This is a genomic window from Lonepinella sp. BR2474, assembly GCF_051851555.1.
Lineage (GTDB): Bacteria > Pseudomonadota > Gammaproteobacteria > Enterobacterales > Pasteurellaceae > Lonepinella.
The window spans coordinates 121,418-135,226 of the sequence record NZ_JBPDVH010000001.1; the positions used below are offsets into that span (position 1 = coordinate 121,418).

The 13,809-nt window shown below is 42.0% G+C and carries 13 protein-coding genes; 10 read left to right on the plus strand and 3 right to left on the minus strand.

The window, feature by feature from the left end; genetic code table 11:
* Positions 1–59: 59 nt before the first annotated feature.
* A complete protein-coding gene (locus ACTG7Q_RS00630) occupies positions 60–461 on the plus strand; it encodes a helix-turn-helix domain-containing protein (RefSeq protein WP_439239859.1) in 402 nt (133 codons plus the stop codon).
* A gap of 65 nt (positions 462–526) precedes the next feature.
* Here ACTG7Q_RS00630 and ACTG7Q_RS00635 read toward each other — a convergent pair whose 3' ends face one another.
* Both ACTG7Q_RS00635 and ACTG7Q_RS00640 read right to left on the minus strand, forming a co-directional pair.
* Positions 527–1,624 (minus strand): ATP-binding protein, encoded by a 1,098-nt coding sequence (locus ACTG7Q_RS00635; protein WP_439239860.1) that lies wholly within the window; start codon positions 1,622–1,624, stop codon positions 527–529.
* Positions 1,625–1,791: 167 nt separating this feature from the next.
* Positions 1,792–3,069, minus strand: coding sequence for an O-acetylhomoserine aminocarboxypropyltransferase/cysteine synthase family protein (locus tag ACTG7Q_RS00640; RefSeq protein ID WP_439239861.1), 1,278 nt, complete (start codon positions 3,067–3,069; stop codon positions 1,792–1,794).
* Between the two features lie 415 nt (positions 3,070–3,484).
* On the opposite strand from ACTG7Q_RS00640, the gene ACTG7Q_RS00645 reads away from it, so the two are divergent.
* From ACTG7Q_RS00645 to ACTG7Q_RS00685, 9 genes are all read left to right on the plus strand, one after another.
* Positions 3,485–4,204, plus strand: a complete 720-nt coding sequence (locus ACTG7Q_RS00645) for a 1-acylglycerol-3-phosphate O-acyltransferase (RefSeq protein ID WP_439239862.1) — start codon at positions 3,485–3,487, stop codon at positions 4,202–4,204.
* Positions 4,205–4,215: 11 nt separating this feature from the next.
* The gene (locus tag ACTG7Q_RS00650) at positions 4,216–5,616 is read left to right on the plus strand and encodes a multicopper oxidase domain-containing protein (protein ID WP_439239863.1); all 1,401 of its coding nucleotides are present in this window, start codon (positions 4,216–4,218) and stop codon (positions 5,614–5,616) included.
* A 214-nt stretch (positions 5,617–5,830) separates the two neighbouring features.
* Positions 5,831–6,511, plus strand: coding sequence for a hypothetical protein (locus ACTG7Q_RS00655; protein WP_439239864.1), 681 nt, complete (start codon positions 5,831–5,833; stop codon positions 6,509–6,511).
* Positions 6,512–6,612: 101 nt separating this feature from the next.
* Positions 6,613–7,494, plus strand: coding sequence for a 50S ribosomal protein L11 methyltransferase (gene prmA / locus ACTG7Q_RS00660; protein WP_439239865.1), 882 nt, complete (start codon positions 6,613–6,615; stop codon positions 7,492–7,494).
* A gap of 181 nt (positions 7,495–7,675) precedes the next feature.
* Positions 7,676–8,677, plus strand: coding sequence for a tRNA dihydrouridine synthase DusB (dusB, locus tag ACTG7Q_RS00665; protein WP_439239867.1), 1,002 nt, complete (start codon positions 7,676–7,678; stop codon positions 8,675–8,677).
* Entirely contained in the window at positions 8,670–8,966 is a 297-nt protein-coding gene (gene fis, locus ACTG7Q_RS00670) for a DNA-binding transcriptional regulator Fis (protein ID WP_439239868.1), read from the plus strand. The genes dusB and fis overlap by 8 nt, the downstream gene beginning before the upstream one ends.
* A 159-nt stretch (positions 8,967–9,125) precedes the next feature.
* A complete protein-coding gene (locus tag ACTG7Q_RS00675; protein ID WP_439239869.1) occupies positions 9,126–9,416 on the plus strand; it encodes a co-chaperone GroES in 291 nt (96 codons plus the stop codon).
* 18 nt (positions 9,417–9,434) lie between these two features.
* Positions 9,435–11,078 (plus strand): chaperonin GroEL, encoded by a 1,644-nt coding sequence (groL, locus tag ACTG7Q_RS00680; RefSeq protein WP_439239870.1) that lies wholly within the window; start codon positions 9,435–9,437, stop codon positions 11,076–11,078.
* 126 nt (positions 11,079–11,204) lie between these two features.
* On the plus strand, positions 11,205–11,831 hold the full coding sequence (locus tag ACTG7Q_RS00685) for a YchE family NAAT transporter (protein ID WP_439239871.1): 627 nt from the start codon (positions 11,205–11,207) through the stop codon (positions 11,829–11,831).
* 64 nt (positions 11,832–11,895) lie between these two features.
* Here the strand turns inward: ACTG7Q_RS00685 and ACTG7Q_RS00690 are convergent, their stop codons facing one another.
* Positions 11,896–13,746: a DEAD/DEAH box helicase gene (locus ACTG7Q_RS00690; protein ID WP_439239872.1), complete on the minus strand. Its 1,851-nt coding sequence runs from the start codon at positions 13,744–13,746 to the stop codon at positions 11,896–11,898.
* Positions 13,747–13,809: the final 63 nt, after the last annotated feature.

A 13,809-nucleotide genomic window follows, 5' to 3' on the forward strand; every position in this document is an offset into this window, starting at 1 on the left:
TACTTTGGTGATACAATACACAGTAAGTTATATTCAAGTACCTAAAAAGTTATATTATTATGAAAACTAATGAGAAAATTCGCAAATTAAGAGAAGATCATCAACTTACTCAAGAAGAAATGGCTGTCAAATTAAGTATGTCAAAGCAAGGATATGCAAAAATTGAACGTGGCGATACTCGATCAAATTTACATCGTCTTGAGCAGATATCTGCTGTCTTTGGTATTGATATTATTGATTTGCTTTCTTATGGTGAAGATTCTCGTATCCAATTTAACAATGTTTCCAATAATGAATCCGTAACTAATACCTATTTTTCTGTTGGAAAAGATGATGTGGTAGATGAAATTCAACGCTTACAAGCCATAGTTTCGTACAAAGATGAAATTATACAAGGGCTGAAAAATGAAAATGAGTTATTAAAAAGTATGAATGATTTACTAAAAAAGCAGCTAGGATAAGTTTCAAATAGTGCGGTGAAAAATTTCAATATTTTTCACCGCACTTTACGCTAATAAAAAGATAGTTAAGCTAAGTGAGTGGATTCAACGTTTTCTATGATCCAAGTGTGTAATAATGGACTATTAATGTGCAATACGCCGTGGCTGGTTTTACTGATGAGATCCTTACGTTGTAGTTTCCTAATCGCACTTTGCATTGTACTCACCTTTATCTCTTCTACCCCTAAGGTTTCTGCCATTTGCTCCCGAAATTCCGCACCATATACTGCACTTTGCCCTTTGGCTATCGCTAGTAATGTGAACTGCTCTATTGCCGTTAACTCTCGCCATTGTGCAGTAAAATTACCATTTTCTTGCATTTGTTCTAACCGAATTTGAGCCGCTTTTTCAAGGCTTAATGCGGGGTTGATAATCATATCTTGAATAATCGCTCGCATATACATAGGTGTATAGTTTAGGCGTTCAAATACTGCGTATAATGCGTGCTTATCTAAGGATTTACTCATGCGTTCTTGATACACATCAGCCAGAAAGTCAGTAAAATGTTGATCGAGATTCGGAAAATCTAACGCATGAGCGAAGTGGAAAAATGGGGCTTTCACATCGTTAAACATCATACGTAAACCGTTTGTGCTACTCCCTGTAAAAATGGTTTTAACCCGATTTTTATTTAAATCCAATCCTGTTCTTAGGCTACGAATCAGATAACTTGTATTGGGAATCCGAGCTAATTCTTGGACTTCATCTAACAATAGTAATGAGGGTCGATTATCTGCGGCAATGCACGCAATAATCTCGCTAATATTTGGTAATGTTTTTTCGCTTAATGTTCTTTCTAACCCAACGCCCAACAAGTCTATTTTGGTAAAGCTGCTAAATAAGGTTTTTACACCATTGCCTGTGCGTATTTCTTGAGCGAATTGATGTAATGCTTGATGAAAAGACTCGTCAGCATTGTTCGCACTATTGCCGTCCATAAAAGAAAAATAAAATACATTAAAGCCATCTTTTTCAGCAAGGGGAGCAATATCATTAATTAGAAATTCTGTTTTCCCCATACGACGTGGGGCAAATAGCGTAAAGGCGTGAGTAATACTTGCTTTTAAGCTCGCCAGCAATGCACTTGCTAATTCTGTTCTAGGAAAATATAAAGGATCTTTCATACCACATACCTTATTGTATAGAATTAGCCATTATTGTACGTCATTTTGTCTAATTAGACAAATCATGTCTAATCATGACTAATTGACTGAAAGTGATGTGGCATAGTACTAAATAGTGCGGTGAAAATCTCTCACATTTTTCACCGCACTCTTGTTTGTGTATAAAGTTAAATACTCTCCAACGCCACAGTTAAATCCGCAATCAAATCATTCACATTTTCTAATCCAATGGATAAACGAATTTGATTTGGGGTGACACCACAAGCTAACAATTCGCTTTCGGTTAATTGACCGTGCGTGGTGGTCGCAGGGTGAACAACTAAGGATTTTGCATCGGCGACATTAGCTAAATTTGAGAAAATTTCTAATTTATCAATCACCTGACGGGCTTCTTTGGCTCCACCTTTGACGTGGAAAGTAAAAATCGACCCTGTACCTTTTGGCAAGTATTTTTGTGCCAAGGCATAATATGGACTGTTTGGCAAACTTGGATAATTGACTTTTTCCACTTTCGGATGATGGCTCAAGAAATCCACAATTTTTTGTGTATTCTCAATGTGGCGTTCCACTCGTAATGACAGGGTTTCCAAACCTTGTAATAATAAAAACGCATTAAATGGCGAAAGGGCTGCCCCTGTATCACGCAATAACTGCACTCGTACCGCCACAATAAAAGCAGCTGCCCCAATATCTCGAGTATAGCTAATATTATGATAGCTCGGATCTTCATCCACAAATTGTGGGAATTTGCCTGATGCTACCCAATCAAATTTGCCCGAATCCACGATCACGCCACCAATGGTGGTACCATGTCCACCAATAAATTTAGTGGCAGAATGAATGGCAATATCCACGCCATGTGAGAACACATTAATCAAATAAGGGGTGGCAAACGTATTATCACACACCAATGGAATACGATGACGATGTGCAATATCCGCTACTTTTTCAAGGTCTGGAATATTAATTAACGGATTGCCTAGGGTTTCAATCAATACCAATTTGGTATTCTCTTGAATCGCATTTTCCACTTCTGTGAGATCTTCTACATTGACAAAGGTCGTTGTGATCCCATAACGTGGCAAGGTTTCTTTTAATAAATTAAAGGTTCCGCCATAAATAGTACTCGCTGCCACCACATGATCACCCGCATGGGCTAAAGCTAAAATCGCATAAGTAATCGCTGCCATGCCTGATGCCGTAGCCAACGCTCCAACGCCTTTCTCCAGTGCGGCAATACGGTTCTCAAACACTGCCACAGTGGGATTAGTAATACGAGTATAGATATTGCCTAGCTTACGCAAAGCAAATAAATCTTCCGCTTCTTGTGCATCATCAAATACGTAAGATGTGGTTTGATAAATCGGCACAGCTCGAGATTTACTGCTACTATCCACTTCTTGACCAGCATGTAATTGTAGGGTTTCAAAATGAAGTTCTGACATAATTTTTTCCTTTTTCTGATGATTTTTAATGAAATTACAACAGTTTTTATTCCAGTGCAATACAATCTGCATAGAATATTTTCAATTAAGATAAAACCATTCGTTCTAAAAAATCAATAAAAAACACCGCACTTTAACACCCCTCATACCCACTGGGGCCCCGTGTTTGCCGCCTGAAAAGGGGTAATTTGTAGGGAAATGGCGTCTGTCTGAGCGTAGCGAGTTCAGCCATTTTCCGTTAAGCAAATTAACCCTTTTTCAGGAAACAAGGCAAAGTCGGGGTGTGCTTTCTTTTTGCTTACTTTTTCTTTGCACAAGCAAAGAAAAAGTAAGTCGCCATCGGCGAAAACCGATATTAAACAAACCCAAAAAACCTGTTATAATCCCACAAAAAACCAAACAGGAAAACAACAACATGCTAAAACTCGCCAGAATTATTATTGTCGTCCTATTCTGCCTAATTATCTGTATTTGTGGCACGATCTACTCACTCATTCGTTTCAAAAATCCCAATAACGTTAGCGTCGTCGCACGTTGGTTCGGCCGCTTATATCCCCTCTTCGGCTTAACCGTTGAACACCGTTATTCCCCCGAATCCGCCAACATTGGCCCTTGCGTCTATATCGCCAATCACCAAAATAACTACGACATGGTCACAGTATCTTATATGGTGCAACCTCGCACCGTGAGTATCGGCAAAAAAAGCCTCATCTGGATCCCCTTTTTTGGTTTGGTGTATTGGGCAACGGGCAACATTCTGTTAGATCGTGATAATAAAAATAAAGCCCATAACACCATGGGCCAAGTGGCACAACGTATCAATCAAGATAATCTGTCGGTGTGGATGTTCCCCGAGGGTACTCGCAGTCGTGGGCGTGGTTTATTGCCATTTAAAACGGGAGCATTTCATGCGGCGATTGCGGCGGGCGTACCGATTGTGCCAGTGGTGTGTTCGACCACACAAGGGAAAATTGATTTAAATCGGTTGCATAATGGCAAAGTGATTTGCGAAATTCTGCCACCCATTGACAGTCTCCAATTTAATAAAGACAATGTGCGTGAATTTGCCAACCATTGCCATCAACTCATGCAACAGCGTATCGCTGAATTAGATGCGGAAATTGCTCAATCATAAAGGATGTCACCATGGATTATGCTCGCCGTCAGTTGTTTAAAAAAACCGCCCTTGCCACCGCTTTAGCCACCTTGCCGACAGCCTTGTGGGCGGCGGTGAATCAACCGTTGGTGATTCCGCCTTTGATTGAACTTCGTCGAGGTAAACCGCTGTTTTTAGGCTTAGAAAGCACCCAAGTGAAATTATTGGAAAATAATTTGGTTGAAGTGTGGGGCTTTAACGGTCAATATCTCGGCCCGACGGTGAAAGTGCGTCAAGGGGATTTTGTGAAACTCAACTATCGCAATAACCTGCCGCAACTGGTGGCCATGAATATTCAGGGTTTGCAAGTGAACAGCGAATTTCTCGGGGGCATTGGGCATAGTTTAAAACCCAGTGAAAGTTGGGCACCGATTGTGCCGATTACACAATCCGCTGGGCTGTGTTATTACCAATCTTGTTCCCTCGCCAGTTCGGCTTATCAAAATTATCGTGGACTGGTGGGCATGTGGATTGTGGAAGATGACGAAAGCAAAAAATCGTCGCTACCCAATAACTATGGTGTCAATGATATTCCCTTGATTTTACAAGATTTAAGCCTAAACAGCAGTGGCTCGCAATTATTTCAACAAAATGAACCGCACTTTCTGGGCGAACGCTTATTTGTGAATGGCCAACAATCGCCTTATTTGAGCGTGGCTCGGGGTTGGGTGCGGTTACGTTTGCTGAATGCCTCGCTTTCTCGTGCTTATGAATTACGTTTTGATGATGAACGGGATTTTCTGATTATCGCCCAAGATCAGGGCTTTTTGCCTGAACCGAAAACGGTAAAATCCGTTATGCTCGGCTCAGGGGAACGCCTTGAAATCCTAGTGGATTTAAACGAGGGTGGCAATGTCAGCTTAATTACCGGCAAAAAACGAGGCGTACTCGATAAAATCGGCTTGTTCTTTGATAGCGACGGCGAATTGGCGGATAACCATATTTTAGAACTGCGTCCCGAAGGGTTACTCGCAGCGTTTACCAATAAGCCACGCTATCAATTTAGCCAAATTGCCAGCTTGCCAACGGAAATCGTGCAAGAACGCCAATTTCATTTAGACAATATCAACGCCATGATTAACCAAAAACGCTTTGACCCCCGTCGTATTGATGTGAGTGCCAAACAAGGCAGCGTTGAACGTTGGCAGGTCAGCGTTTCTTCCCCGGTCAGTTTCCGTATTCAAGGGGCAAGATTTGTGGTAGAAAGCCAAAATGATAACCACACTCCCGAAAATGAATTGGTCTGGAAAGACACCTTGTGGATCGAAAACAAAGCCAGTATTTTAGTGAAATTTGATAATTTGTCTGCCAATACCCATCCGTTTATTTTTGGTTCAGGGGATTTAGTGCAGGCGGATAAAGGGGCGATTGGGTTGCTGGTGGTTCAGTAACAAAAAAATAACATTTTTGAATTTCTTCCTTGCATTTTTCCATATAATCGGACAAAATTGCCTTGGCTTATGGCTTATGGCTTATGGCTTATGGCTTATGGCTTATGGCTTATGGCTTATGGCTTATGGCTTATGGCTTATATAAAAGCCTAAGGCTTATTGTTGTTTTGAGCAATATAAAATCATTTTTCACTTAATATAATAAGGATGTATTATGAAAATCTCTCATCTCATTAAGTCTTCTGCGGTGTTATGTGCCGCACTCATGTCATCACAAGCGATGGCAGCAAATACCTACGATGTGAACAACTTTGATATGTTCGGGCTAAAATTGGGCATGACCCAAGAGGAAGTGGACAAGGTATTAACCAGTAAATATGGGCAAGAAGTGGCTGACCAACTTTCCATTGTCAAACGCATTAAAGAAAAAAATTCCTGTGACGAGATGGGGCAACTCATGGCGTCGATCCCTAAACTCGGCACAGTAAATATTCTGTATTCCGTGGATAGATGGTTAGACGAAAATATTGACGAATGTCTTAAAAATGTGCGTGTCACATCTATTATGTATAGCTTTAGTAATTCCGCAGAAGCATTAGGCAAACAGTATCTTACCCCCTCAGATAAAGAAGCCTTTTATCAATCGGTCATTGAAAAATACGGTCAACCCACCACTAAATGGGCGGGCAATATAATCTGGTCTGCAGGAAAAATAAAAAATGAGCAGGAAGCCCAATCCAATCAGCTTGTTTATCGAACCACTGATCAAACCCTTTACTTAATTTCGACTGATCTTTTAGATGCAAAAATGGAACGTGAAAAAGCCTACAATGAGGCAATGAGACAAAAACAACTTGAAGAAGAACGTAAAAATGTGGTGAAACCACAGCTTTAATCTTTGTTCGATTTCCCTTGAAAGATCGCCTGTGGCGATCTTTTTTTATGCTAAAATAACGCCAATTTATTTAGCACATTCAATAAAAAAAGGAAAAAACTATGGCTTGGGTACAACTTCGCTTAAACAGTACCAGCGAAAAAGCAGAAAAAATCAGTGATTTTTTAGAAGAAATCGGTTCGGTATCGGTGACGTTTATGGACAGCCAAGATACGCCGATTTTTGAACCCCTCCCGGGGGAAACTCGCCTTTGGGGCAATACGGATGTGGTGGCGTTATTTGATGCGGAAACGGAAATGGCGTTAATTTTAACCGCACTTCGCAACAGCCAACTGTTAGCACCCGATTTTGCCTATAAAATTGAGCAAATTGAGGATAAAGATTGGGAGCGGGAATGGATGGATAATTTCCACCCAATGCGATTTGGCAAACGTTTATGGATTTGCCCAAGTTGGCGTGAGGTGCCTGATGAAAATGCGGTGAATGTCATGCTTGACCCTGGTCTTGCGTTTGGTACAGGCACACACCCGACCACGGCATTGTGTTTGGAATGGTTAGATAGCTTGGATTTAAACGGTAAAACCGTAATTGATTTCGGTTGTGGTTCAGGGATTTTAGCTATTGCGGCGTTAAAACTCGGGGCAAAATCGGCGATTGGGATCGATATTGATCCGCAAGCCATTTTAGCCAGTCGCAATAATGCTGAAAACAATGGCGTAGCGGATCGTTTGCAGTTATTTTTATCAGACGACAAACCAACGGCGTTAAAAGCAGATGTGGTGGTGGCGAATATTTTGGCGGGGCCATTGAAAGAATTATATCCGGTGATTAGCCAACTGGTGAAACCGCAAGGGGATTTAGGTTTGTCGGGTATTTTGTCCACCCAAGCGCCATCGGTTTGCGAGGCTTATCAGCAAACATTCGCCCTTGATCCTGTGGTGGAACGGGAAGAATGGTGCCGAATTACCGGAAAATTGGCGTAATTTCGCTTAATTTCAAAATGTCAACGGCAAAAAGGCAAATTTTCTTTAAATTGTTTAAAAATTATGCTTTGCAAATGACGAAAATTTGCGTATTATAGCCAACCTTGTCGGTTATTAATGCCGAATATTTAATCAATATTCGGCTTAATTTTTTTCTGTATGTGAGAAATTGGGGGATAAAATGCGGATTGGTTCATATCAATTAAAAAACCGCATTCTGCTTGCCCCCATGGCGGGGATTACGGATCAACCGTTTCGCAAACTCTGTTCGCACTATGGTGCGGGCTTGACGTTTTCGGAGATGATGTCCACTAACCCACAAGTCTGGCATACGGAAAAATCAAAATTACGTTTGGCTCATCACCAAGCTGCCGGCATTAATGCCGTGCAAATTGCGGGTTCTGATCCGCAAGAAATGGCACAAGCGGCGCAAGTGAATGTGGCATATGGGGCGCAGATCATTGATATTAACATGGGCTGCCCTGCCAAAAAGGTGAATAAAAAGCTAGCGGGTTCTGCGTTGCTACAATTCCCCGATTTGGTCACAGACATTTTAACCGCTGTGGTGAATGCCGTGGAAGTACCTGTTACGTTGAAAATACGTACAGGTTGGGATCGACAGCATATAAATTGCGTAGAAATCGCTCAAATTGCGGAACAATGTGGTATTACTGCGTTAACCATTCACGGACGTACTCGTGAATGTTTATTCGAGGGGGAGGCAGAATACCAGAATATTAAAGCCGTGAAACAAGCGGTGTCGATTCCCATCATTGCCAATGGCGATATTCTCTCGCGAGAGAAAGCAAAATTTGTACTTGATTATACGGGTGCAGATGGAATTATGATCGGGCGTGGTGCGTTGGGGAATCCTTGGATATTTCAATCTTTGGCACAACACATTGACACCAACTCAACAGGGGAAACACCCTGTGTAAGCGCCCCCAGCTTAACGGAAAAGTGCGGTGTAATTTTACGTCATATTGAAGAATTACATCAATTCTATGGCCCTGAAAAAGGCTATCGCATTGCTCGCAAACACGTTGGCTGGTATTTACAAGGAATTCAACCCGATTCCGATTTTAAACGGACTTTTAATGCCATTAGCAACGCTACTGAGCAGTTAGTTGCATTGGAAGATTTTTTTAATTTTATTAATAAGAATGGAAATTCAAATGACTGAACAAACCACAATTTCGACAAAATTTATCGTGCCAGAATTAAATGCACAATCACAAGCGGTGAATAAACCTTTACGTGATTCAGTAAAACGTTCAATTAAAAATTATCTAATTCAATTAGACGGTCAAGATGTCAATGATCTTTATGAGCTTGTGTTAGCTGAAGTGGAACTCCCTTTGCTAGACATCATTATGCAACATACCCGTGGCAACCAAACCCGTGCCGCCATTATGTTAGGCATTAACCGTGGTACCTTACGTAAAAAATTAAAACAATATGGTATGGGCTAGAAAGCCAACATCCGCAAATTTCAAAAATAGGGCGAAAGTGATTTGCCCTATTTTTATGCCTACATTTTGCAAAAAAATTTATTTTTCCTCTTGAAAGCCTAAATTCTCGCCCCATATTATTGATACTTTTTTAATAAATCTAATTTAGGAGAAATTCAAATGGCAATTCGTCCTTTACACGATCGTGTAATTATCAAACGTGAAGAAGTAGAAACCAAATCCGCTGGTGGTATCGTGTTAACCGGCACGGCGGCAACTAAATCCACTCGAGCAAAAGTGCTTGCGGTAGGCAAAGGCCGTATCTTAGAAAACGGCACCGTGCAACCGTTAGATGTGAAAGTGGGTGACACCGTGATTTTCAATGAGGGATACGGCGTGAAAGCCGAAAAAATTGACGGCGAAGAAGTGTTAATCGTTTCTGAAAATGATATTTTAGCAATCGTAGAATAATAGAGAAGGAATAAGAAAATGGCAGCAAAAGATGTAAAATTTGGCAATGATGCTCGTGTAAAAATGTTAGCCGGCGTAAATGTGCTTGCGGACGCCGTAAAAGTGACTTTAGGCCCGAAAGGTCGTAATGTGATTTTAGATAAAGCCTTTGGGGCACCTGCGATTACCAAAGACGGTGTGTCTGTGGCACGTGAAATTGAATTAGCCGATAAATTTGAAAATATGGGTGCACAAATGGTGAAAGAGGTTGCCTCTAAAGCCAATGATGCCGCCGGTGACGGTACAACGACCGCCACTGTTTTAGCCCAAGCTATCGTAAATGAGGGCTTAAAAGCCGTAGCGGCGGGTATGAACCCAATGGATTTAAAACGTGGGATCGACAAAGCCGTGGCTGCCGTGGTCACGGAATTAAAAGCCTTGTCTAAACCATGTGAAACCTCGAAAGAAATTGAACAAGTGGGCACCATTTCTGCCAACAGCGACAGTGTGGTCGGTCAATTAATCGCTCAAGCCATGGAAAAAGTGGGCAAAGAGGGCGTGATTACCGTTGAAGACGGTACCGGTTTAGAAGATGAATTAGCGGTGGTTGAGGGTATGCAATTTGACCGTGGTTATTTATCCCCATATTTCATCAATAAACCAGAAACGGCAACGGTTGAATTAGACAATCCGTACATTTTATTAGTGGATAAAAAAATCGCTAATATTCGTGAATTGTTACCCGTGTTAGAGGGCGTAGCAAAAGCCGGTAAACCATTATTAATCATTGCAGAAGATGTTGAGGGTGAGGCCTTAGCGACTTTAGTGGTGAACACCATGCGTGGTATTGTGAAAGTGGCCGCCGTAAAAGCCCCAGGCTTTGGTGATCGCCGTAAAGCTATGTTACAAGACATCGCGATTTTAACGGCCGGTACCGTGATTTCTGAAGAAATCGGTATGGAATTAGAAAAAGCGACCTTGGAAGATTTAGGTCAAGCCAAACGTGTGGTCATCAACAAAGACAACACCACGATTATTGACGGTATCGGTGACGAGGCTCAGATTAAAGGTCGTGTAACCCAAATTCGTCAACAAATCGAAGAATCCACTTCTGACTACGACAAAGAAAAATTACAAGAACGTGTAGCGAAACTTGCTGGCGGTGTGGCCGTCATTAAAGTCGGTGCAGCCACTGAAGTCGAAATGAAAGAGAAGAAAGACCGTGTGGAAGATGCGTTACATGCCACTCGTGCAGCGGTGGAAGAAGGTATCGTTGCCGGTGGTGGCGTGGCCTTAGTCCGTGCAGCAGCGAAAGTGGCTGAAACCTTAACTGGCGACAACGAAGAGCAAAATGTCGGTATCAAATTAGCCTTACGTGCTTTAGAATCCCCATTACGTCAAATCGTAGAAAATGCAGGTGAAGAGGGTTCTGTGGTGGCCAGTGCGGTGAAAGCCGGTTCTGGTAACTTCGGTTATAATGCCGGTACGGAAGAATACGGCGATATGATCGAAATGGGTATCTTAGACCCAACCAAAGTCACTCGTTCTGCATTACAATTTGCCGCTTCAGTGGCAGGCTTGATGATCACGACTGAATGTATGGTCACTGAGTTACCGAAAGACGATAAATTAGATCCAGCTGCTGGTATGGGCGGTATGGGTGGCATGGGCGGTATGATGTAATCCCCCCTGTTTAAATTTCCCCCTGAAGTGCGGTGATTTTCACCGCACTTTTTTATATCGGGCTTATTTATCTCTGCTACGCTATCCATTATAATAACGCCAAAATCATTTTCCTTAGGATAAAATATGGAATTAGCTATCTATCTCCAGTTCTTTATGGGGCTGATCGCCTTGGTTAACCCCATTGGCGTCACGCCAATCTTCTACTCCATGACGTCAGAACAAACCCGAGAACAACAAAACCGTACGGCGTTGGTTACTTGTTTTTCTATTGTGATGATTTTGTTAGTCAGTTTCTTTTTCGGTAATTTTATTTTAGACACGTTCAAAATTTCTATTGATTCTTTCCGCATTGCTGGCGGTGGTGTGGTAGCCATGATTGCGTTAACCATGATTAACGGTAAAATCGGTGAACATAAAATCAATAAAGAAGAAAAAAATGAAAACTTTGACGACTACAATAACATTGCCGTGGTGCCGTTAGCCATGCCAATTATGGCAGGCCCTGGTTCCATTAGTGCAACCATTGTATTTGGTTCTACTCAACATACCTTGATCAATTATGTGTATTCGTCCATCACCATTATGTTATTTGGGGTGGGCTGTTATATTTTATTCCGTTATTCTAAACCGCTGATTAAAAAATTAGGCAAAACAGGCTCAAACGTGATTACTCGTATTATGGGGTTATTATTGATGTCCCTTGGGGTAGAAATTATCACCACGGGATTACGCAATATGGGTGTGTTTTAATTCACTTCGGGAAAAACAAAAGGACGCTAAAAATAGCGTCCCTTTTTCATCTTAGACAGGTCAATTAACGTTGACGTTTCTCACGGAAATCTTTGCCACTGTTTTCTTTGAAACCGCGGTCATTTTTACCTGAGAATTTACGATCACCGCGGAAACTACGCTCGCCACGATCGTTACGGTCATTACTACGACGTCGGCTATTGCCATTGCCACCACGACGATCATCACGTCCGCCACGCTCGCCACCTTGTGCCTCGCTGACAAATGTCATACGAATTTGTTTATTTAACACACGCGTTTTGCTAAAGGTTTGCAACAATTCTTTCGGCATACCTTTTGGTAATTCCACCGTGGAATACTCATCATATAATTTAATATGACCGATATTACGGCTATCAATATCACCCTCGTTAGCAATGGCACCCACGATATGACGCACATCCACGCCATCCGCACGGCCCACTTCAATACGATAAAGATCCATTGGCACTGGATTACCATAACCACGGCGTTCACCACGATCACTGCGGTCACGACGCTCATGACGATCACCACGACGATCATCACGATCACGGCTTGAACGTTTTTCCATTGGTGGATCCGGTGGAAGAATGAGTTTTTGTTTGCCTTGTAATAACATTAACATGGCGGCCGCAATATCTTCTAAATCTTGATCCGCAGTAAACAAATCTTCAATTAAACCACGGTATTTTTCTAAATCATGGTGTTCTAATTGTTTGGTAATATTACGCACGAATTTTTCACGGCGACAAGCCTGTAATTGTTCATGATTCGGTACGCCCACTTCGTCAATCGGTTTCTTCATTAAGCGTTCAATATTGCCCAATAAACGGCGTTCTCTGGGTTCCACAAACAACAATGCACTGCCTGAACGACCGGCTCGGCCAGTACGGCCGATACGATGCACATAGCTTTCTGCATCTAATGGAATGTCGTAGTTCACCACAAGGCTGATACGTTCCACATCTAAACCACGAGCGGCCACATCTGTTGCCACTAAAATATCAAGGCTACCGTTGCGTAAACGATCTAAGGTTTGCTCACGAGCTTGTTGGGTCATGTCGCCGTTCAACGCTGCCGCACTGAATCCATGTTTTTCTAATAATTCGGTGATGTCCATGGTACCGGTTTTAGTGCGAGTGAAAATAATCGCGGCGTCAAAATCTTCCACTTCTAAGAAACGCAATAGGGCATCATTTTTACGATAGCCACGTACATACCAACAGCTTTGAGCAATGTCAGGGTTGGTACGTTGGGTAGATTGAATTTTCACTTCTTGCGGATCGGTCATAAAACGTTTGGTAATACGACGAATCGGTTCTGGCATGGTCGCTGAGAATAACGCCGTTTGGTGTTTTTCTGGCAATTCCGCCATCACGGTTTCCACATCTTCAATAAAGCCCATGCGTAACATTTCATCTGCTTCATCTAACACAATGAATTTCAATTCAGATAAATTTAAGGTGCCACGTTTAATGTGGTCTAAAATACGTCCAGGTGTCCCCACCACGACTTGTGCCCCTTGTTTTAAAGCTCGTAATTGAATGTCATAACGTTGTCCGCCGTAAAGAGTGGCACTACGCATACCTTTGGCGTTTTTCGCAAAATGCTCACAAGCATCGGCCACTTGAATGGCTAATTCACGAGTTGGAGCCATTACCAACATTTGTGGATGTTTTTGTTCCACATCAATTTGTGCCAATAATGGCAAGGAAAATGCCGCCGTTTTACCGCTACCGGTTTGTGCCATCCCCAACACATCACGACCGTTTAATAGGTGTGGAATACAGGCTTGTTGGATAGGTGATGGATTAGTAAAGCCCATTTCTGTTACTGCAGAAAGGATAAATTCTGGCAAACCTAAGTCGCCAAAAGTCATAGTTGTTTCAGTCATTAAAATACTCGAATTGTTTATTAGGGGGCATTGCCCCTAGGAAAGCTCAATGGGCTTTCTCAG

Coding starts and splice junctions, on each gene's coding strand:
- ACTG7Q_RS00675 (WP_439239869.1), top strand. CDS start 9,126: ATGGCAATTCGTCCTTTACACGATCGTGTAATTATCAAACGTGAAGAA.
- fis (WP_439239868.1), top strand. CDS start 8,670: ATGACTGAACAAACCACAATTTCGACAAAATTTATCGTGCCAGAATTA.
- ACTG7Q_RS00645 (WP_439239862.1), top strand. CDS start 3,485: ATGCTAAAACTCGCCAGAATTATTATTGTCGTCCTATTCTGCCTAATT.
- ACTG7Q_RS00690 (WP_439239872.1), bottom strand. CDS start 13,746: ATGACTGAAACAACTATGACTTTTGGCGACTTAGGTTTGCCAGAATTT.
- prmA (WP_439239865.1), top strand. CDS start 6,613: ATGGCTTGGGTACAACTTCGCTTAAACAGTACCAGCGAAAAAGCAGAA.
- ACTG7Q_RS00655 (WP_439239864.1), top strand. CDS start 5,831: ATGAAAATCTCTCATCTCATTAAGTCTTCTGCGGTGTTATGTGCCGCA.
- ACTG7Q_RS00635 (WP_439239860.1), bottom strand. CDS start 1,624: ATGAAAGATCCTTTATATTTTCCTAGAACAGAATTAGCAAGTGCATTG.
- ACTG7Q_RS00650 (WP_439239863.1), top strand. CDS start 4,216: ATGGATTATGCTCGCCGTCAGTTGTTTAAAAAAACCGCCCTTGCCACC.
- groL (WP_439239870.1), top strand. CDS start 9,435: ATGGCAGCAAAAGATGTAAAATTTGGCAATGATGCTCGTGTAAAAATG.
- ACTG7Q_RS00685 (WP_439239871.1), top strand. CDS start 11,205: ATGGAATTAGCTATCTATCTCCAGTTCTTTATGGGGCTGATCGCCTTG.
- ACTG7Q_RS00630 (WP_439239859.1), top strand. CDS start 60: ATGAAAACTAATGAGAAAATTCGCAAATTAAGAGAAGATCATCAACTT.
- dusB (WP_439239867.1), top strand. CDS start 7,676: ATGCGGATTGGTTCATATCAATTAAAAAACCGCATTCTGCTTGCCCCC.
- ACTG7Q_RS00640 (WP_439239861.1), bottom strand. CDS start 3,069: ATGTCAGAACTTCATTTTGAAACCCTACAATTACATGCTGGTCAAGAA.